General features: G+C 30.8%; 25 protein-coding genes. 16 read left to right on the top strand and 9 right to left on the bottom strand.

What is annotated here, in order from left to right; genetic code table 11:
* Nucleotides 1-246 precede the first annotated feature (246 nt).
* From NQQ59_RS04835 to NQQ59_RS04895, 13 genes are all read left to right on the top strand, one after another.
* Nucleotides 247-960, top strand: a complete 714-nt coding sequence (locus NQQ59_RS04835) for a YebC/PmpR family DNA-binding transcriptional regulator (protein ID WP_144214413.1) — start codon at nt 247-249, stop codon at nt 958-960.
* A 76-nt stretch (nt 961-1,036) separates the two neighbouring features.
* Entirely contained in the window at nt 1,037-1,432 is a 396-nt protein-coding gene (locus NQQ59_RS04840) for a hypothetical protein (protein ID WP_144214415.1), read from the top strand.
* 330 nt (nt 1,433-1,762) lie between these two features.
* A complete protein-coding gene (locus tag NQQ59_RS04845) occupies nt 1,763-2,260 on the top strand; it encodes a hypothetical protein (RefSeq protein ID WP_144214417.1) in 498 nt (165 codons plus the stop codon).
* Nucleotides 2,261-2,277: 17 nt separating this feature from the next.
* Nucleotides 2,278-2,652 (top strand): hypothetical protein, encoded by a 375-nt coding sequence (locus tag NQQ59_RS04850; protein WP_144214419.1) that lies wholly within the window; start codon nt 2,278-2,280, stop codon nt 2,650-2,652.
* A 12-nt stretch (nt 2,653-2,664) separates the two neighbouring features.
* Nucleotides 2,665-3,051 carry an SUKH-3 domain-containing protein gene (locus NQQ59_RS04855; protein ID WP_144214421.1) on the top strand — a complete coding sequence of 129 codons (387 nt, stop codon included), beginning with the start codon at nt 2,665-2,667 and terminating at the stop codon, nt 3,049-3,051.
* 62 nt (nt 3,052-3,113) lie between these two features.
* Nucleotides 3,114-3,236, top strand: coding sequence for a hypothetical protein (locus NQQ59_RS04860; protein WP_257698148.1), 123 nt, complete (start codon nt 3,114-3,116; stop codon nt 3,234-3,236).
* Between the two features lie 121 nt (nt 3,237-3,357).
* A complete protein-coding gene (locus tag NQQ59_RS04865) occupies nt 3,358-4,104 on the top strand; it encodes a hypothetical protein (RefSeq protein ID WP_144214423.1) in 747 nt (248 codons plus the stop codon).
* A gap of 51 nt (nt 4,105-4,155) precedes the next feature.
* Entirely contained in the window at nt 4,156-4,521 is a 366-nt protein-coding gene (locus NQQ59_RS04870; RefSeq protein ID WP_144214425.1) for a hypothetical protein, read from the top strand.
* Nucleotides 4,522-4,533: 12 nt separating this feature from the next.
* Entirely contained in the window at nt 4,534-5,079 is a 546-nt protein-coding gene (locus NQQ59_RS04875) for a hypothetical protein (protein ID WP_144214427.1), read from the top strand.
* A 172-nt stretch (nt 5,080-5,251) separates the two neighbouring features.
* Nucleotides 5,252-6,004, top strand: a complete 753-nt coding sequence (locus NQQ59_RS04880) for a hypothetical protein (protein ID WP_144214429.1) — start codon at nt 5,252-5,254, stop codon at nt 6,002-6,004.
* Nucleotides 6,005-6,138: 134 nt separating this feature from the next.
* Nucleotides 6,139-6,795, top strand: coding sequence for a hypothetical protein (locus NQQ59_RS04885; RefSeq protein ID WP_257698149.1), 657 nt, complete (start codon nt 6,139-6,141; stop codon nt 6,793-6,795).
* A gap of 67 nt (nt 6,796-6,862) precedes the next feature.
* The gene (locus NQQ59_RS04890; protein ID WP_144214432.1) at nt 6,863-7,648 is read left to right on the top strand and encodes an immunity 49 family protein; all 786 of its coding nucleotides are present in this window, start codon (nt 6,863-6,865) and stop codon (nt 7,646-7,648) included.
* Between the two features lie 224 nt (nt 7,649-7,872).
* Complete coding sequence (locus NQQ59_RS04895) at nt 7,873-8,895, top strand: hypothetical protein (protein ID WP_144214434.1); 1,023 nt, start codon at nt 7,873-7,875, stop codon at nt 8,893-8,895.
* A 128-nt stretch (nt 8,896-9,023) separates the two neighbouring features.
* Here NQQ59_RS04895 and NQQ59_RS04900 read toward each other — a convergent pair whose 3' ends face one another.
* The 4 genes from NQQ59_RS04900 to NQQ59_RS04915 all read right to left on the bottom strand — a co-directional run bounded on the left by NQQ59_RS04900 (nt 9,024) and on the right by NQQ59_RS04915 (nt 14,690).
* Entirely contained in the window at nt 9,024-9,920 is an 897-nt protein-coding gene (locus tag NQQ59_RS04900; protein ID WP_186296567.1) for a LamG domain-containing protein, read from the bottom strand.
* A 349-nt stretch (nt 9,921-10,269) separates the two neighbouring features.
* Nucleotides 10,270-11,190: a LamG-like jellyroll fold domain-containing protein gene (locus NQQ59_RS04905; RefSeq protein ID WP_144214436.1), complete on the bottom strand. Its 921-nt coding sequence runs from the start codon at nt 11,188-11,190 to the stop codon at nt 10,270-10,272.
* A gap of 327 nt (nt 11,191-11,517) precedes the next feature.
* The gene (locus NQQ59_RS04910; protein ID WP_091491556.1) at nt 11,518-12,558 is read right to left on the bottom strand and encodes a PLP-dependent cysteine synthase family protein; all 1,041 of its coding nucleotides are present in this window, start codon (nt 12,556-12,558) and stop codon (nt 11,518-11,520) included.
* A 71-nt stretch (nt 12,559-12,629) separates the two neighbouring features.
* Nucleotides 12,630-14,690: a S9 family peptidase gene (locus tag NQQ59_RS04915; RefSeq protein ID WP_144214438.1), complete on the bottom strand. Its 2,061-nt coding sequence runs from the start codon at nt 14,688-14,690 to the stop codon at nt 12,630-12,632.
* 144 nt (nt 14,691-14,834) lie between these two features.
* Between NQQ59_RS04915 and NQQ59_RS04920 the strand changes: the two genes are divergently transcribed.
* The gene (locus NQQ59_RS04920) at nt 14,835-15,155 is read left to right on the top strand and encodes a YbaB/EbfC family nucleoid-associated protein (protein ID WP_144214440.1); all 321 of its coding nucleotides are present in this window, start codon (nt 14,835-14,837) and stop codon (nt 15,153-15,155) included.
* Nucleotides 15,156-15,298: 143 nt separating this feature from the next.
* Here the strand turns inward: NQQ59_RS04920 and NQQ59_RS04925 are convergent, their stop codons facing one another.
* Nucleotides 15,299-16,318, bottom strand: coding sequence for a threonine aldolase family protein (locus NQQ59_RS04925; RefSeq protein WP_144214442.1), 1,020 nt, complete (start codon nt 16,316-16,318; stop codon nt 15,299-15,301).
* A 152-nt stretch (nt 16,319-16,470) separates the two neighbouring features.
* Here NQQ59_RS04925 and prfB point away from each other — a divergent pair.
* Together prfB and msrB are read left to right on the top strand one after the other, a co-directional pair.
* Nucleotides 16,471-17,569, top strand: a protein-coding gene (prfB, locus tag NQQ59_RS04930) for a peptide chain release factor 2 (RefSeq protein WP_144214444.1) whose coding sequence is annotated in 2 segments (ribosomal slippage) — nt 16,471-16,533 and nt 16,535-17,569 — 1,098 coding nt in all. Because the reading frame shifts where the segments join, the coding sequence is not laid out codon by codon here.
* A gap of 72 nt (nt 17,570-17,641) precedes the next feature.
* Nucleotides 17,642-18,088, top strand: a complete 447-nt coding sequence (gene msrB, locus NQQ59_RS04935) for a peptide-methionine (R)-S-oxide reductase MsrB (protein ID WP_144214446.1) — start codon at nt 17,642-17,644, stop codon at nt 18,086-18,088.
* Nucleotides 18,089-18,142: 54 nt separating this feature from the next.
* Here msrB and NQQ59_RS04940 read toward each other — a convergent pair whose 3' ends face one another.
* From NQQ59_RS04940 to NQQ59_RS04955, 4 genes are all read right to left on the bottom strand, one after another.
* Entirely contained in the window at nt 18,143-18,349 is a 207-nt protein-coding gene (locus tag NQQ59_RS04940; protein ID WP_144214448.1) for a hypothetical protein, read from the bottom strand.
* Between the two features lie 5 nt (nt 18,350-18,354).
* Entirely contained in the window at nt 18,355-18,666 is a 312-nt protein-coding gene (locus NQQ59_RS04945) for a DUF3817 domain-containing protein (protein WP_307777128.1), read from the bottom strand.
* Complete coding sequence (locus tag NQQ59_RS04950; protein WP_144214452.1) at nt 18,666-19,124, bottom strand: hypothetical protein; 459 nt, start codon at nt 19,122-19,124, stop codon at nt 18,666-18,668. Before NQQ59_RS04950 ends, NQQ59_RS04945 begins: the two co-directional genes overlap by 1 nt.
* Before the next feature lie 69 nt (nt 19,125-19,193).
* The gene (locus NQQ59_RS04955; RefSeq protein WP_144214454.1) at nt 19,194-19,784 is read right to left on the bottom strand and encodes a TetR/AcrR family transcriptional regulator; all 591 of its coding nucleotides are present in this window, start codon (nt 19,782-19,784) and stop codon (nt 19,194-19,196) included.
* Between the last annotated feature and the right edge of the window lie 24 nt (nt 19,785-19,808).

Raw genomic sequence — 19,808 nt, forward strand, 5'->3', positions numbered from 1 at the left:
AGATTTTAGATTTTAGATTTTAGATTTTAGATTTTAGATTTTAGATTTTAGATTTTAGATTTTAGATTTTAGATTTTCCAAAAATCGCTTCGCTCTTTTTGGAATTTGGGATTTAAAAAAAATTGGAATTTATCTAAGTTAGCTTTACGATCTTAGCGGTTAAATTTATCCTCAAAAAAAGAATAATTTTGTTTTTGTAAAATAAGGAATAACCGTATTTTTGCATCTCAAAACTTAAAATTAGAAATGGGAAGAGCATTCGAATTTAGAAAAGGAAGAAAAATGAAACGTTGGTCAGCAATGGCCAAAACATTTACCAGAATTGGTAAAGATATCGTAATGGCTGTTAAAGAAGGTGGACCAAACCCAGACGCTAATTCTAGATTAAGAGCTGTTATACAAAATGCGAAAGCGGCCAACATGCCAAAAGACAATGTGGAGCGCGCAATTAAAAATGCAAGTAATAAAGATACTGCCAACTATAAAGAAATTTTGTTTGAAGGATACGCTCCTCACGGAATTGCAATCTTAATCGAAACGGCTTCTGACAACAACAACAGAACGGTAGCAAACATTCGTAGTTATTTCAACAAATGTAACGGAACAATGGGAACTCAGGGTTCTGTAGAATTTATGTTTGATCATACTTGCAACTTTAGAATTGCAAACAACGGACTTGATGCTGAAGAATTAGAATTAGAATTAATTGATTTTGGTGCTGAAGAAGTTTTTGAAGATGAAGACGGAATCTTAATCTATGCTCCTTTTGGAAGCTTTGGTGCTTTACAAAAAGAATTAGAAAACAGAGGCCTTGAAATTTTATCTTCTGGTTTTGAGCGTATTCCGCAAATCACAAAAGAATTAACGGAAGCTCAAATCGCTGATGTTGAGAAATTGATCGAAAAAATCGAAGAAGATGATGATGTAATGAACGTTTATCATACTATGCAGGAATCATAGTTTTCTTCAAAATATATTTTAAAAGCTCTGGATTTTTCTGGAGCTTTTTTTTTACCCTAAACACAAATTCTTAAAAATGATAAATTCTTATTTTAGTAAATTTCAGAATGGAATATTTACTGTCCTCAAATTAGACGGCAAGCCATCTCTTTATTTTGGAGAAAACTCATGGTGGCTTTTAGACGATTGGGAAAATAATATTCTTAAAAACAATTATTTACAAGAAATAGAGCATTTAAAAATTGAATTTGAAAGTATACATAATGCATATAAAACGGAATATTCCGATTTAAAGAAAAGTAATTATCTTCCGAGTTTGTATATTGATTTTGATAATAAGGAACTTTATAGCAACTTTTTTGATCAGGCTCTAGAAAAAAGAACTATTGAGGGTTGGAAAGGAATTTTTATAGAAAATCAAAATCAGTTTTTAGAATTGATTCCTGAAAATTGCAGGTATTGGAAAATATAAAACTTATATAGCTCCAAAACTTTTCTTGTTTCAATTTATTTTAGTTTCAGTTTCAAATAAAAAATTATATTTGCTGATATAAGAAATAAACTAATTTAAAATCTTTTTATTTATGCAATCTTCCAAATTCATGAAATTTGCCGTAATAGCACTTGTAATTTTATTTATCGTTATTAGTGTTATTAGCTAAAACAAAGCCTTCTAAATTTTGGAAGGCTTTGTTTTATTGTGTATTTCTAAATGAAGAGGTTGATTTATTCCATAAAACATATTAAACAATTATAACTTCTAAATATATTCATACTTCTAAAATCGAAACAAAATCCCCAAATGAAATTAATAGAAAACTTCTACTGCATACAATCTGTAAATTTCGAGGATGATACAGAGGGAATAAATTCGATCAAAACAGAATTGATAAGACCTTCAATCAGAATATTAGATGTAGAATATTCTGAAAAAAAGACCTTTACAAAACAATTAGTAGCTAACTCATCTACAGTTTCTAATGGAGATTTTACACCAGAAGAATTATTGTTTTTATCCAAAACATACGGATTCGAAATTGAAGAGCATGCTATCCATAAAGGATATTATCTAAGCGTTTTAAAAATCCATAAACTGTATGATTGTCCTGGTTATATCACCTTAATGGAATTGGATGGAAAAGAATATTTAAGGATTGATTTTCTTCGTTGGCAATTTGATTGTCAGCCCAGAGGAGCTGGAGAAGATATGTTAGGAGAAGATGTTACTTATATTCTTGGCATTTGGGAATCTCCATTATTGACTGATGAAATTGTGGCTAAAATTAAGAGAAAAAGTTAAATCGAATTCGTTCCATAATGAGCAAAATCTCAATAATAAAAAAAATACAATTAGGAGTTCAGGCATTTCCTATTGAACATCCAGATGCTGAATTGTGTTTTAATTTTTATTGCGGAAATGGAGCGATAAAACATGAAGCAAGTATTTCACTAGAAAAATCTAATTTATTAGTTTCATTAATTGAAAGCGGTGCAATCTCAAATACTGATTTGATACAAAATACTGTCGATACATTACAAAATTTAGAAGATCCAAATAGAGCATTTACATACAGATATCAAATTTATAACGCTAAAGAATGCAATAACGATTATCTCATAATTTTTGACATTACTGAATATCGAGATTATTACAGCGGTTTTATATATGCAGTTTTACAAATAGAAAAGTAAGTATTGAAGTTTATGGACAAAAAAGAGTTATTTAGAACTACACTCATCAATGCAGGATGGTACGAAGGGAGAAGTATAAAAAGCGAAATTGAAAATACTCCTTTTTACAAAATACTTCCGCCAAAAATTCAAGATTTTTATTGCGAGTTTGGAGGTCTGACACTTCATGCTGAAAATATGCTGGAAACAATGATTATTTATATAGATCATTTTAATAACTCAAGAACTATAGAGTATTATAATTTAGAAACTTATAAAATAAATGATGAAATTGATTTCAAAAATGATGATCTTGAGTATTATTATTCAACATTGATTGGAACACAATTGTATTACGTTGCAACATTAATCGAAAATAATACAGTCCATATGGATGAAATGGTAATTTTTACATCATAGATTTCATACCGCAATTTACTTGGGTTTCAGATAACGCTTTTGAAGCTCTTGTCAAAATAGTAATGGGCTCTGGGGGTATGTACATTTTAAACGAACACACGATGAAATGGATGCCTCCTCTTGGAAAAGAGCTACCTCATCCCTTGCCTATTACTCCATTGTACAAAGATAATCCTTGGGGTTAATGGATAAATTACTTCAATGATTATTATTTAAATGAATTCAGAACCATGATCCAGTTAAAGGAAATACTTTGGTTGTATATCCCTAATTCAAACACAAAATAAGATTCTCTTTCACTAAAAAATGGAAATACTCAAAAAAATTGATGCTATAATTTCAGAAAACATTGTTCTTAAAGAATTAAAATTTTCCCATCTATCATACATGAAAGATTACAATATTGGTATCTTTTATAGAGAAACAAAAAATAAATTTGATATTATAAGTTATGGGTTTGGATATGATCATAGAGATTTCGATCCTATAACAATTTCTAAAGAAAGCTTAAGATCATGGACTAGTTTTAAAACAATAGAAAATATTTTATCTGCAATTTTTGCTAGTTCCGATAGTGATAATCATTTTAATAATGCGTACGAGTTTATCTTGTACAGAAAAGAAACTTTAACAAATAAAATGGGGCCAGTTATAAGTTCAGATAAAATTACAAAAGAATTATTGTACAAAAATGGCAAGCTATATCCTGAAAAAGTTGAAGAAGCTATAAATAATATTAATATTTCAATTAAAGAACATCATCTACCTTTTTTTAATGAATTTGTCTGTATAAAAGATTTAAATGATAAAATTATAGAGAAATATGACTGGTTAGATTGGAGCAATTTCCTTTTTAAAGATTCTTACCTCAAAGCCATTATTATTATGAAGCTAAGTGATAATGATAAACAATATAAAAGTTTTACAACTATGTATAAAGCAAGAATTTACAATTCGATTCAAGAAGGAAATACAGAGTTAATAAACTCTTACGAGAGATTCATAAAGGTAATGGAATTTTTAGATAGTGGTAAACACCTCAGTTCAACATAAGATCTAGGGCAAAACAAAAACCAGACTTCAAAATTCAACAAAACACTAAAAATGAGCGAAATAACAGCTGAAAAAATCAAGAATTTTATTTTCGATAAAGACAATGGCTTTTTAATAAAGTATCATAATAAAGAAGGTATCGATCTTGTTCTGTTAGACGAATTGTACGAGATTTTGGAAGAATTAAAAGAAGACTGGAAAAACAAAAAAGAAGTTCCAAAAGATATTTTATATTATTTGATAATGATAGTACCTGGTTTATATTGTGATTTAGAATTGTATAGAGGTGACGAAATACAACATTATACCTACGACGAAATGATTTACTATTTGAGCATTGCAATAGAAATGTGCTTAAATCCTAATCCCGATAACAATCCACACTTCAATACTCCTCTTAAAGAATTAGGAAATTAAAAAAATATACAGATGATAAAAGTAGCTGAAAAAGATTGGGAGATTTTTCATAAAAATTTTCGAATGAACAGAGAGGAATTATTACCTATATTTCCTTATCAAGCAAATTTTAAAGAGCTTAAACAATTGCTATTAGAGTCAAAAAGTAGTCCTGTCTTTAATAGAAGATTTAACGCAATATTGTGGAGATTTCCAATTTCTATGTCAGAAAGTGAGTTTATAGAATTATTACACTTTTTTTTATTAGAATATTGGCATCATGAGCATGAAGAAATTATTTCATCATTACAGAAATACTACAATAACGATAAAAATAGTATAAATTATTTAACCAAAATAATGAATGAATTACCCGATTTTTATAAGTATGATGAAGATCTTAAATATCCTTTTATTAGAAAAATCATTTATGCAATTGGAGCACAGCCTGAGCCTTATAATTTTGAAGCATTAGAAACTATTTCACAATCAGAAGATGAAGAAATAAAAGCTTTGGCGCTACATCAAATCGAAAAAAGAAAAAATCTTGGCAGATGGGAATCTGATAGTAAAAAGTGATTCTTTACTTCGATATAAAAAACTAGATTTAACAGCTAAATTAAAAATATGGATAAAGCATTTATAATTAACTAATTTGCCTGATAAAGTAAGTATTCAGAAGTATAAAAAAGATAAGTTTATTAAGATTTATAGTAATGTTGTTGGAGTTTATCAAGCAGTAGAATAAAAAATGGAAAATAGATATAAATACACAAGGTATAATGAAGAGGCTACGATTGAATACATTCGTAAATTCGTACTAGAATACAACCCGTTTTTAAAGGATTATTTATACGAAAACAGCTCTGAAAGTTTGTTTTTCTATCAAAACGACTCCAATAGTAATAATTTTCTAAGCATTGGATATGTTGTAAAATATACAGGAGAAGTTTACAGGGGCGGATTTAATTGCTATACTAGTATTAGAATAGTAGAAAATTTACTTAATAGTTTAATTGTTAAACATATAAATTCATTGGCAGATTTTTCAATAAAGTTTAGTGCGACAATTGATTTTAATAAATATACAGTATCTAATTTTGAGACAATATGGGATTCATTTAGACAATTCGATGGTTATGATTTATCTACAAACAAAGAAATGCTGGATAAATTATGCGAACATTATAAAGAAGTAATTGAGCGTTATTTTATTCCTTTTTGGGAAAAATATAGTAATATACAATATATTAACGATGAAATAATCAACAAAGTTCCCGAAGAAGATTTAAATAATTATATATCAGATATGGGGAATTTCAAAAAATTAATTATAATGAAACTATGCTCAAATCCTGAATATAATAATTATAAAGATTATCTTAAGACCGTTGTTGAAAATGCCCTTAAAGAAGATAAAAATAAATACAAGCCTTTTGCTGATTTATTTGAGGAATTGACTGAAATATTGGAAACTCAAAATAATTTTTCCAACCTACATTAAGTAGATTCCAGTATTGAAGAATAAAATTCTATAATCATAATATAACGAGCGTCACAAATACTGCAATTATGATATTATATCAATAAAATAATTCTATGCCAGAAAACAATCTAAATGAACATGTCAAACTCATATTGTCTATAATAGAGCCTTTCTTTAACGACAATCAATTTGAACATAGAAGCCAGCCAGATTCATCTTTATTTGTAAAACACATAGATAACACAGCCATTATTTGCGGTTTTAATTGGAAATCCGAAGGATATCATGAGTTCGGCTCCTATATGTGGCTACCAGACGTATCAAACAATATTTTAGACATCGGATTACCTAACATGGACTTGTCTTCATATCGAACGGGAGATTTTTTATTTTCCACTGTTAAATCACCAGGCAAAATTGATTACAACACGGAAAAGAATCCAATTCAAACTGACGAAGCATGTCATTTGTTTTGCAATAGTATTATTTCATTTTTGGAAAATATTGGATTTAACTATTATAAAGAATGCGCCTATATTCCCAATATTCTTAAAAGAATGGATAATCTACAAGAAGCTGGAAGATTGTGGTCAGATATTTTAGCAAGCAATGGACCAGAATATTTTTGGCAAGGATTGATTATTTCCAAATTATCTAATGATATTAATTTTTCAGAAAAAATGAAATACGTGGATAGTATCTATTATGATAAACAATACGGATTGGATGAATGGATACCTTACTACGAAAGACTAAAAGAAAGACTGAAAATAATTGACCCCAAATACAACAACAGATTGCTTAATTGAAATTAGCATACGAAAGAATCGTGCCGTGGTAGGGAATTAAACTTTTGAAGATTATCAAAATATCAATATGGGACTTTTAACAATAGATGAATTGGCACAAAAATCATTTCTAAAAGAAATTGATTATCCAGCAAAAATCGAAAAATACAAAACTACAGTTGACCTATATAGTGTTGCAGCAAGGTTATGGCATGACAATGAACAAATTGCAATTTACGAATTATCTAAAAACAATATTAATAATACTAAACTTCGCTTCTTTAATTGTGGATGGTTAGACGAATATATTATAAATGGAAACAATAATAGATTATTAGATTATGGATTAAGCCATGTTTGTTACACACTATTAAGTGATAATGAACCGTTAATAGAACGTTACTCAAAATTGACCTATACGAAAGAAAAAAATGCGGAATTAAGCATGAATGAAATGATTGAGCTAGGTGAATCGGCAATTTGGTGTAATACTTTACAATTATTTATGGCAAATGATCATAACGGAATTGAAAGAAATTTAAATATTATCGAAACAAAGGGTTTAAAGAAACTCTCTAAAAAAGATTCTGGTTTCACAGATGATTATGAGTTTTACAAAGCTTTATATGATGGAAATAAATCAAAAATGGAAGATATTCTAGAAAAACTGACAACTCCAAAAATTCATAAAAAAAGAAATGACAGTCCTGTTTTAAGTCAATATGTATCTCTACCTGCTTTAGGATATGCAAAATTAGCATGGAGAAAAGGCATAGAAGTAAATGTCGAAAGTAAACTATTACCTAAAGAGTTATTGCCTATCAAACCTTTAGAAAAATATAAAATCCCTTACACTTTTTTAATTAATGGATAAATTCTATTAAGATCTGACAAGATTTCTTGGTATAAAATCTATCCATAAGAGTTCCTTGGAACGTATTACGGAAAATTATTCGTACGGTATAAGGGAAGTATTAATGATCAGTCACAAATGATAGATAGTAAATTTGGATATGTAAATCCTAGTGCTGAATTTAATATGTTTTCAGGAAAAACAAATAGTAGTAATTTTTATAATTTTATTAAAATAAAATAATCATGTACAGTTTAATCAATAATATAAAAGATATCAAATCTATATCTATAAATGATATAAGAGAGTTATTTGTTTATAAAAACAATGAAATATATGATGGAACAAAACTTTTATATGTAGGAGGAAAATATTTGTTTGCAAACAATTTAAATGAAGAATATTTTAATTATGGAGATAAAGTAAAAAAATTTTTATTTAAAAATAAAGATCAATTATTTCTTGAAGATTACATTGCAAATTCTTTAAATAATGAAGGAGTGATTCTTTTTAAAAATAAAGAAATTAACGAGAATATAGTTCAAGATTATTATTACTTAAACTTCAAAACAAATGAAGAAATTTTACTTCTTAAAAAATATAACGGAAGTTTTATTCTAAATTATTCTGAGAATACAAAATCAATATTTACATCCAATAATAATCTTCTCTCTATATCTCTTTTATCTGGTGAATTGGATTGGGAATTAAATTTAGATGAAGAAATTTCAATTCTTCAGGCAAATGGTATACAAAAAATAGTTGGAATTTATAATAATGTACTTTGGGTAAGTTGTACAAAAGCTTTATGGGGAATAGATATAAATACAGGTATAAAATTGTACGCATATACTAAACCTACTGAAATAGTATATAACAGTGGTGGAACATTAGATTTTTTTAGGGGTTATGACGGTTATATTGATGAAGAAAACAAAAAGATAATAGGTTTTGAGCATGAGACTTTTTATGAGTTAGATTTAACTGATTTAAGTTTAAAATATTGGATATTAACTTCAGAGTGTAACAAAATTGCAGCCTATGCACCTCATATTGGAAAGAAACTGTATACCGAAACATATGTATACTTTATTGATAACATCAACGGTAAAATAATAATTTTTAATAGAATAACTAAAAATTTTGATTGGATATATACTTTCCCCTCCGAATCTTGCACAGGAATTTTAAATGATATTCAAATATCTAAAAACAAACTATATGTTTTAGATACTGGCGGGACCTTACATATTTTCAAAAAAAATTAAAAGAATAAACCAATCTATACAAGATCCCCCATAACACTACTATTACTTCTATTTATAGTAATCAATGCATTAAGCTAAAAACAAAAAACCTTCTGAAATTCAGAAGGTTTTTTACAATTTTAAAGTTGTTACTTTTTCTCAGCAGTATTGATTACCTTAATCAAATAAGTTCCTTCTGGTAAATCGGTTAAGTTAGAAGCATCTGTTCCTATCAGTTTTTTACCTTGAGAGAAAACCTCAATGCTTTTTCCTGTTTTATTAATATCATTTGAAGCAGCAACTATTGGAGCCACAGTTTTTACAGGTGGAGCCACAGTTTTCTTTACCGTATTTGTAACTGGAGCAGATTGCGCTGAAGCAACTACAGTCGGTTTCGAACTATTATAAGCCTCTTTTACCTGTTCATCTGTCATTGCAACACTGTACAATCTTAGATCATCAATATCAGCATTGATACTTGTTGAGGTGTTTAATTTTCCGATATTCAAAATGTAACCTTTTGCCGAGCGTTGAATTCCTTCGACAGTTTTTAAGAGCTCTCCATTACGATAAATTTTAGAAACATTTCCATCATAGGTAACACTATAAAAATACCAAGTTTCTTTCACAAGAGGTACAGAAACGACGATATTATTTGCATCTCCCCAACCTACTAAACTCAAGTCAGAACTACCAGAAACAGCTGGTTGCTGTATTAATCCGAAATACTGACCGTTTACAGCCGTTCCATAACCTAAAATATAATTGGCTGCCGTTACAGCATTAAACTTTACCCAAACAGAAAAAGTTTTTGGTTTATTATCTTGTGGAAGATCTCCTACTACAGCCTGATATGCTTTATTAGTCAACCTCAAAGCGCTTTTTGGTGCTCCCATCCTGTCATTCACAAAAACCGGAGTTCCTAAAAAAGAAAGGGTATTATCTGCACTGTTTAAGTTTCCATTAAAAGTAAATTCCTGAACAGGATTTTGTGCATTGGTATTTAAAAAACTTACAAACATTAAAGCGAGTAATATTTTTTTCATAATTGTATATTTATCAGAATGTTCTCTTGGATTTAAAAACAAATTTTACTGGAATCAAACTTCATCAAACAATTCTTCCAACTTTAATTTTGATTTACTTTTTTTATAAATTTTGTTAAAAATATAATTTTAATTCAGCACTAACAAGCAATTCCTACATACAAATAAAAGATTCTCACAAAATCAAAAACAAGGATATTACTTTCTTTCTGGCTAAATTCCTAAAACAAAATATACTTATAGTACAAAAAGCCTTCTGATACTCTCAAAAGGCTTTTTTTACTATTTCAAAAAATTCTATTGCTTACGCAACTTAAAAACTAATATTAAAAAAACTAAGTAAAAGCCATTATTTTGAAGTAATCTTTTGAGCTGGTGAACTTGTTACTTTTAATAAATAAGTTCCCTCTGGCAAATCATTAATATTCATTGCATTACTTCCTACTATTTTTTGTCCCTGAGAATACACTTCAATATTTTTAACAGAACCACTAACATCGCTAGAAGTGATGATTGTTCCGCTGCTAGCTTTAGCCGCTGTTTTTCCTTTTGGAGTGATACTTGTTTTAGACGTTTTTAATTCCATAACTGGTGCTGCCGCCACAGAAACAACTGGTTTTCCGCTTTCGTACAATTCATTAACCTGTTCTGGAGTTAAAGCAACATTATAGATTTTTAAGTCATCTATATCTGCATTAATACCAATTGTAGTATTAATTTCTCCTAATCTAAAAATAGTTCCATTTGTGGCTCTTGTCATTCCTTCAAGATATTTCAACAACTTTCCGTCGCGGTATATTCTTGAAGTTGTTCCCTCATAAGTAATTGTATAATTGTACCAAACATATTTTTCAAGAGGAGTAGATACAATTACATCGTTAGAAGCCCCCCAAGCCGCTAAACTCAAATCTGAATTAGAAGAAGATGTTCCTTGCTGCAATAAACCGCAATATTGAGCATTATACGCATTACCATAACCCCAAATATAATTGGCTTTAGATATATCATTGAATTTCACCCAAATACTAACCGTTCTGGCACTCTTACCTTGTGGCAGATTTTCGATAACAGCTTCTAAAGCTTTATTATTTAATCGCTGGGCTCCTCTAACATCTCCTGCCCTGTCGGCAACGAAATTATCAACTCCCATAAATGAAGTCGTATTGGCGGTATTATTTAAAGTACCATTAAAGTTAAATTCCTGAATCGGTGTTTGTGCAGTAACATTCAAATAACTTACAAACAAAACTGTGAGTAGTAATTTTTTCATAATAATAGATTTTAGGGATTAAACAACTAAGGTTATTTTAACACTGCTAAACTAGATTATTATGAATGCGAAGGGAAATATTTCCGACAACTTACAGAAATACTCGTTAAAATAAACTTTTTCTCTCATTTTAATCGTTAAAAGCACATTTCAACACTTTCAACACTATTACTAAAATACTACACAAATTTTAATCAACTTAATAATTTCTCACGTATAAATACGTGTTTTTAACAAAATACTCAATAACTTTATTTTGAATAAAGCGCATAAAAAAACTCCATTCGTAAATACGAATGGAGTTTGATATTTAAAAAAGTAACTTAATTACTTTACGAATTCAATTTTCTGAGCTTCTTCTTCGTTAACACTATCAAAGAAACCTTGTTCATTCATCCAGTCATCGCTAAATACTTTACTCATGTAACGAGATCCGTGATCTGGGAAAATTGCAATAATATTGCTGTCTTTTGTAAATTCTCCTTCTTCAGCATATTGTTTAATAGCCTGCATTACTGCTCCCGAAGTATATCCAACAAATAAACCTTCTTTACGAGTGATTTCTCTTGCAGAATGAGCACTTTCTTCGTCGGTTACTTTCATGAATTTATCAATAATATCAAAATCTGTAGCCGATGGAATCAAGTTTTTACCTAAACCTTCTATACGATAAGGGTAAATTTCTTTACTGTCGAATTCTTTTGTTTCGTGGTATTTTTTCAATACAGATCCAAAAGCATCCACTCCTAAGATTCTAATATTTGGATTTTTTTCTTTTAAGAATTTTGCAGTTCCTGAGATAGTTCCTCCTGTTCCGCTGCAAGCAACTAAGTGCGTAATTTGTCCTTTTGTTTGTTCCCAAATTTCTGGACCTGTAGTGTTGTAGTGAGCATCAATATTCAATTGGTTAAAATATTGATTGATGTAAACTGATCCTTTTGTTTCTTCGTGTAAACGTTTTGCTACATTATAGTATGATCTTTCATCATCTGCAGAAACGTGTGCCGGACAGACATATACTTTGGCTCCTAAACTTCGCAGCATGTCAATTTTATCTTTAGATGATTTTGAACTTACTGCTAAAATACAATTGTAACCTTTAATAATGCTTACCATTGCTAAACTAAAACCTGTATTACCAGATGTTGTCTCGATAATGGTATCTCCTGGTGATAGAATTCCCCTTTTTTCGGCTTCTTCAATAATATATAGTGCTATTCTATCTTTTGAGGAATGACCTGGGTTGAAAGCTTCTACCTTTGCGTAGAAATTCCCTTCTAACTCTTCGGTGATTTTATTTAGTTTAATAAGCGGGGTGTTACCTATTAACTCTAAAACATTATTATAAGCGGTTATTTCTTCTTTCATAAAAAAATAGTTAATCAAAGGCCTTTTTAAATTAACCTTGATAGGTTGCAAATTTAACAAAAAAAATCTAATTAGCTTTTAATTTTTTCTAAATCTAATAAAAAACTAAATTCTTTTGCTAAGTCTTTTAAAGCCTCAAAACGTCCCGAAGCCCCGCCATGCCCTGCATCCATGTTGGTATCTAAAAACAAAAGTTTATTATTTGTTTTTAAATCTCTCAATTTCGCAACCCATTTAGCTGGCTCCCAATACTGTACCTGCGAATCATGCAATCCAGTAGAAACATACATATTAGGATATTCCTGCGCTTTTACGTTATCATAAGGTGAGTACGACAACATATAATCGTAATATTTTTTATTGTTTGGGTTTCCCCACTCATCATACTCTCCTGTTGTAAGCGGAATACTGTCATCCAGCATCGTGGTAATTACGTCTACAAAAGGCACCTGAGCAATGACTCCGTTATACAATTCAGGAGCTTCATTTACAATAACTCCCATTAATAATCCACCAGCAGATCCTCCTTCTGCATATAAATGTTCAGGAGAAGTATACTTTTGGTCTATTACAAATTTAGAGCAATCAATGAAATCTGTAAAGGTATTTTTCTTTTTTAACAGTTTCCCGTCCTCATACCATTGTCTTCCTAAATCCTCTCCTCCTCTAATATGCGCGATTGCATAAACAAATCCGCGATCAAGAAGCGATAATCTTGTTGAAGAAAAGTACGTATCCATCGTGATTCCGTAAGAACCGTAAGCATATAACAATAATGGATTTTTACCATTTTTCTCCAATCCTTTTCTATAAACCATCGAAATTGGCACTTTCACACCATCTCTTGCTTCTGCCCAAATACGTTCTTCTACGTAATTATTTTTATCAAATTTCCCACCTAAAACCTGTTGTTCTTTTAAGATTTCTTTGGTTTTAGTCTTCATATTAAAATCAATCACAGAAGACGGTGTTGCCAATGATTGATAGCTGTAACGTAAAATATCAGTATCAAAATCGACATTAGTAGTTGTATAAGCATTGTACGTTTCGCTGCCAAAAGGAAGATAATAATCAGGCTCATCACCCCAAGGCATGATTCTGATATGATTCAGTCCGTTTGAACGCTCTTCTACAACTAAATAATTCTTAAATATTTCAATATCTTCCAACAAAACATCTTCTCTGTGTGGAATAAGATCAACCCAGTTTTTCTTTCCTGTTTTGTCTTCAGGCGTTTTCATTAATTTAAAATTCGTTGCTTTATCTTTATTGGTCAAAATATAAAACGAATCTTCATAATGAGAAATACTATATTCTAATCCGCGTACACGTGGTTGAAAAACTGCAAATTCTCCATCAGGATTATTTGAATTCAAAATTCTGTATTCTGTTGTCAAAGTACTTCCTGAACCAATTACGATGTACTTTCTCGATTTTTCTTTACTGATGGAAACATTAAAAGTATCATCTGTTTCATCAAAAACCAAAACATCTTTTTCAGATGCGGTATTTAATTTATGCTTAAAAACTTTATCTGCCCTTAAGGTAACTTGATCCTGTCTCACATAAAAAATAGTATTATTATCATTTGCCCAAACTGAAGCTCCTGTAACATTTTCTATTTTATCTGCTAAGATTTCACCTGTTTCTAAGTTTTTTACTTGAATGGTATAAATCCTTCTACCTACAATATCTACTCCAAAACTGGCAAATTTATTATCTGGACTAATGCTTAAACCTCCTAATTTGAAGTAAGCATGTCCTTTTGCCATTTCATTACAATTAAAAAGAATTTCTTCTTCTGCAGAAAGACTTCCTTTTTTTCGAGCAAAAATTGGATAATCCTGCCCTGTTTCGAAACGTGTAATGTAAAAATATCCGTTATAGAAATAAGGAACCGAAGAATCATCTTCTTTAATTCTTCCTTTCATTTCTTCAAACAAATTATCTTTTAAATTTTGAGTATGAGAAGTCATACTTTCATAGTAAGCGTTTTCCTGATTTAGGTAATCGATCACTTCTGAATTTTCGCGGTCATTCAGCCAAAAGTAGTTGTCAATCCTCGTTTCTTTATGTTTTTTTAATGTTTTTGGAATTATGTTAGCCTTTGGGGCCGATATATCATTTTGCATTTATTAAGCATTAATTTTTAAATATGAAGACGCAAAAATAGCACAAACCCAACAGAACAGAATTAATTTTTTCTTAAAATATTCTATTGAATTCACATAGCAATATAGTAATTTTGTCTGAAATAATTTAAAAAATCAAGAAAAATGGATTTAATGGGAATGATGGGTAAACTTAAAGAAACCCAACAAAAAATTGAAGATACAAAAAAGCGTTTAGATACTGTTTTGATTGATGAACAAAGCGCTGACGGATTATTAAAAATCACCATTACTGCAAGCAGAAAAATAAAAACAATTTCTATAGACGATTCTTTATTAGAAGACAAAGAACAATTAGAAGATTACTTAATTGTGACTTTAAATAAAGCAATTGAAAAAGCTACAAATGTTAATGAAAGAGAATTAGATGCTGTAGCCAGAATGGATATGCCTTCTATTCCTGGAATGGATAATCTTTTTAAATAAGGAACAAAGGTTCAGAGGAACAAAGGGACAAAGGGACAAAGGGACAAAGGGACAAAGGGACAAAGGCTTACTACATAATGGTAACCCTTTGTCCTTTTTTTAATCCTTTGTCCCTTTGTTCCTCTGCCCCTTTGAACCTCTGTCTAAAACTTCGAAAGTGTCTCTAGCACATAAGTATGCATCACTTCTTTGTAATCTAAATGTGTTACAATACGAAGTTTATTATGTCCTAAAGAACTTATTAGGATATTTTTTTGTTTTAATTTTTCGATTAATAATTGGTCGCTGTAACCTTCTGCCAGCGAAAAAATCAAAATATTAGTTTCTACAGGTTCTATAGATGCAATCCAAGGTTTTGTACTTAGGATTTTTGCAATTTCTTTTGCTCTGCGATGATCTTCTGCCAATCTTTCTATATTATGTGCTAAAGCATACAATCCAGCTGCCGCTAAATATCCAACTTGACGCATTCCTCCGCCCAATATCTTCCTGATTCTCAACGCCCTGTGAATATCAGCTTTACTTCCAAGCAATACAGAACCAATAGGAGCGCCTAATCCTTTAGACAAACAAACTGAAATAGTATCGAAAATAGCTCCAAATTCTCTAGGATTCTGTCTTTTAGCTACTAATGCATTCCATATTCTAGCGCCGTCCAAGTGAAACTTCAAATTATGAGCATCACAAACTTTTTTTATTTCTCTTAAATCTTCTAATTCATAACAAGCGCCACCACCTTTATTGGTTGTATTTTCCACACAAACCAAACTTGTTAGCGGACTATGGTAAAATTCTGGATCATTTATAGCCGCTTTTACTTGCGCAGCCGTTATCATTCCGCGGTTTCCATCTACTAAACAGCAAGAAACACCACTGTTAAAAGAAACTCCTCCTCCTTCATAATGATAAACGTGTGCATATTTATCAGCAATTAATTGTTCACCAGGCTGCGTATGCAGTTTAATTGCAGTCTGGTTTGCCATAGTTCCAGACGGAAAAAAAAGCCCAGCTTCCATACCAAAAAACTCTGCTGTTCTGTTTTCTAATTCAATCACCGTTGGGTCCTGTTTGTATACATCGTCGCCGACATGGGCGTTAAACATATACTGCAGCATTTCATAAGTAGGCTTTGTTATGGTATCGCTGATTAAATTTATTTCCATATTCTAAAAACTATATCTTATTTTTGTATGCAAAATTACGTATTACAAATAGTTATTCTGAGCAAGTTTTAGTAAAATTTAACTCGCTAGTTTCTATAGACCAAATTAACGTAATAATTCTAAAAAACATATAAAAACCTATTAATTAATTTATGACAACAGCCGAACAAGTAAAAGGTATTGTGGAGCGCCTTGGTGCGTTGAGGAGGTATCTTTGACGTTGATGCCAAGCTAATCGAAATTGCCAACGAAGAAGAAAAAACATTTGCTCCTGACTTTTGGAACAACCCAAAAGAAGCAGAAAACATTGTAAAAAATCTTCGAAACAAGAAAAAATGGATTGAAGATTATGACAAAGCCGTTTCTCTAACAGATGAATTACAGCTGGCGTATGATTTTTACAAAGAAGGAGAACTTTCAGTTGATGAATTAGATGAACAATACGATGCTGCACAATCGCACATCGAAAACATCGAATTCAAAAACATGCTTTCTGATGAAGGCGACAGTTTGAGTGCCGTAGTACAAATCACTGCTGGTGCCGGCGGAACTGAAAGTTGCGACTGGGCAGGAATGCTAATGCGTATGTACATGATGTGGGGAGAAAGTTATGGTTATAAAATCAAAGAACTTAACTTTCAAGAAGGTGACGTTGCTGGAATTAAAACCGTAACTTTAGAATTCGAAGGAGATTATTCTTTTGGATATTTAAAAGGAGAAAACGGAGTTCACCGTTTAGTTCGTATTTCGCCTTTTGACAGTAACGCTAAACGTCATACTTCATTCGTATCCGTTTACGTTTATCCGTTAGTTGATGATAGTATCGAAATCGACATTAATCCTGCCGACATCGAAATCACAACTTCTCGCTCGAGTGGTGCGGGTGGACAGAACGTAAATAAAGTGGAGACGAAAGTTCAGTTAGTGCACAAACCAACTGGAATTCAGATTCAATGTTCTGAAACTCGTTCTCAGCAAGACAACAGACAGCGTGCTATGCAAATGCTTCGTTCTCAATTGTATGAAATCGAATTGAAGAAACAGCAAGCGCAACGTGCCGACATCGAAGCTGGAAAAATGAAAATCGAATGGGGTTCGCAAATTCGTAATTACGTAATGCAACCTTATAAATTAGTAAAAGATGTTCGCACAGGTTACGAAACCAGCGATGTAGATGGCGTAATGAACGGAAATATCGATCCTTTCCTTAAAGCCTATCTGATGATGATGGGACAGAAAGAGGAAGAATAGTATTCAGTCGCAGTTTACAGTCGCAGTCACAGTAACCTGAAACTTGAAACCTGAAACAAAAAACAAACAATTATGATAAAATGGGCAGATGTAATTCATTTTACAAATAAGGGAAATCCAACTCCAGATAAAAGAGTGGAAAAAACGGATGAAGAATGGAAACAAATTCTAACTCCAGAAGAATTTCAGGTAACACGTTTAAAAGGAACCGAAAGATCTTTTAGCTCAGAAATGTGCAGTTTATTTGAGCCAGGAATTTACGAATGTAAATGCTGCGGCACTTTATTATTTGATGCAAGCGAAAAATTTGAATCTGGAACAGGATGGCCATCTTTTACACAACCTGTAAAAGAAAATGCGGTTGGATATCATGCTGACAGATCTCACGGAATGATTCGTGTTGAGGTAACATGTAATGTTTGCGACTCTCATTTGGGACATATTTTCCCTGACGGTCCTCCACCAAGTGGTTTACGTTACTGCATTAACGCACTTTCTTTGACTAAAGTAAAAGAATAGTTTTCAAATTGTACTATAAAAAAACCAGAAGTTAGTTCTTCTGGTTTTTTGTTTTTATAAAGCTTCACATTCGAAACCAATTACCTTCATTAGAAAAGTTACTTTTTCGATAATATCATCTTTACATTCAAATCGCAAAATATTATCACAATCTTCGAGATCAAAATTCCATTTCGAATTCGGAAATAACTTATTAAGCTTAGGAGCAATTTTCTTTATTTTAGAAATACTGTCAACATTCGTTTTAAATACAAAAACCATAATTATCAGGTATTGATTTTACTTAAGATTTTAGAATCGATATAAAAAGTTCCAAAAGGAACTATACATGCCAGAAGTACTTTCCAAGTAGTCTCTTTAAATTTCCAATTCTGCTCTACTCCTACACTCAAAGTATTAAAAATAAAAAGTAGAAATAAAGCACCATGAATAGTTCCAACGGGTCTTGTTAAAAATGGCATTTCAAAAATGTATTTTAGAGGCATCGCAATAAAAAACAAAATCAAAAGTGATGTTCCTTCTAAAAATCCAATAATTCGTAAACGCCCAGTGTTAGTTTGAAGTAAATTTTTCATCATTATCTTAAATAAGGTCGGTTAGCAAATGGTGAGAATGGCCATGGAATAGCAATAAAAATGATAATTAAAGCAATTGAAAACCAAACTAACATGGTTTTAAATTTTTGTTTATCAGAAAGTCTTCTTTTGGCTAAAGCAGAACCAATTGTAATAAAAACAACCGCAATAAGCATTAAAACAACATGAATAAGTCCGAAGAAAAGGGTATCCATATTCTGAATTCCATCTTTAAAATTTCTCCAGAAATATTTCACGATTGGACTTTGCACATAAACCAATATTCCAAAAAGGAGCTGAATATGTGCAATAGTTGCTGTCCAATGTCGGACGAGATTATCTTTCTTCGTAAAAGAAAGTTGAGAAGAATACCCTTTGTAAGCAATGTAAATCGAATAGATTAAGCTTACCAATACGAGCCATCGCATAAAAGAATGGCCAATTAAAATAGATTGATGCATTGTTTTTTGATTTAGACAATGCAAATGTATTTAAAAAACATACTAATTAGTATGTTTTTGATGATAATTTTATTTCAAATCATTCAAATACCTCTTAAACTCCTGTAGATAAACACCATAAGCCGTTTTATCATTTTGAAGTTTTCCAAAATTTCTTATTCCCCAATAGCCTGATAAAATAAAAAGTGCGACTTGCTCTGCCACAACATCTTTTCGAATTAAACCTTTTTCCTGTCCTTTTTCAATAGCATTTACAATCGTTTCTTTCCATTGCTTTACCAATTCTGCCAAAGCTTCACTAAATTTAGTATTCCATGGGGCCATTTCTTGTGTTAGATTTCCAACTGGACAGCCATATTTTACATCTAAAAAAGGATCTTCAAGCAATAGATACGAAATCATATTATAAAAATCATCAATCGGATTTTGAGAATTCTCTGTTGGTTTTATAAAATCATTCAACATCGTAGGCTTCAAAATCTCTTCAATAATGGCAATTCCCATATCATCTTTAGTTTTAAAATGGTAATAAAATGCCCCTTTTGTTACTTTGGTTGTAGCAATAATTTCATCAATACTTGTGGTTTGATATCCTTTTGTATAAATCAACTCAAATGCTTTTTGAAGAATTGTAAGTCGTGTATTGGCTGCTTTTGACATAAAAAATACTAATTAGTATGAAGA

The sequence above is a fragment of the Flavobacterium panacis genome, from assembly GCF_024649945.1.
Lineage (GTDB): Bacteria > Bacteroidota > Bacteroidia > Flavobacteriales > Flavobacteriaceae > Flavobacterium > Flavobacterium panacis.